The sequence below is a fragment of the Streptomyces nanshensis genome (assembly GCF_001751255.1).
Taxonomy (GTDB): domain Bacteria; phylum Actinomycetota; class Actinomycetes; order Streptomycetales; family Streptomycetaceae; genus Streptomyces; species Streptomyces nanshensis_A.
This window is the reverse complement of the sequence record NZ_LJGW01000446.1, coordinates 1-215: the sequence shown is the minus strand read 5'-3', so window position 1 is coordinate 215 and position 215 is coordinate 1. Positions and strand designations below refer to the sequence as shown.

Here is a 215-nt window from a genome sequence, read left to right as displayed (position 1 = left end):
TGGAGTTGGGTCCGGACGGCGTGCTCTCGGCCATGGCCGCGGCGATCGCTCCCGATGCCACGGCGGTGCCTCTTCTGCGTAAGAACGTCGTTGAAGAGGCCGCTGTGCTCGGGGCGTTGGGGCGTCTGCATGTGGCGGGGCATCGTGTGGAGTGGGTCCGTCTCTTCGACGGTACCGGCACTGAACGTACCGATCTGCCGACCTACCCCTTCCAA

At 66.0% G+C, this 215-nt stretch carries 1 protein-coding gene; it reads left to right on the top strand.

Translation table 11 applies throughout. The annotated features are described in order from the left end of the window. Positions 1 to 32 precede the first annotated feature (32 nt). Positions 33 to 215 (top strand): hypothetical protein (locus AN218_RS37615; RefSeq protein ID WP_216311814.1); only part of this gene is annotated, 183 nt, incomplete at its 3' end.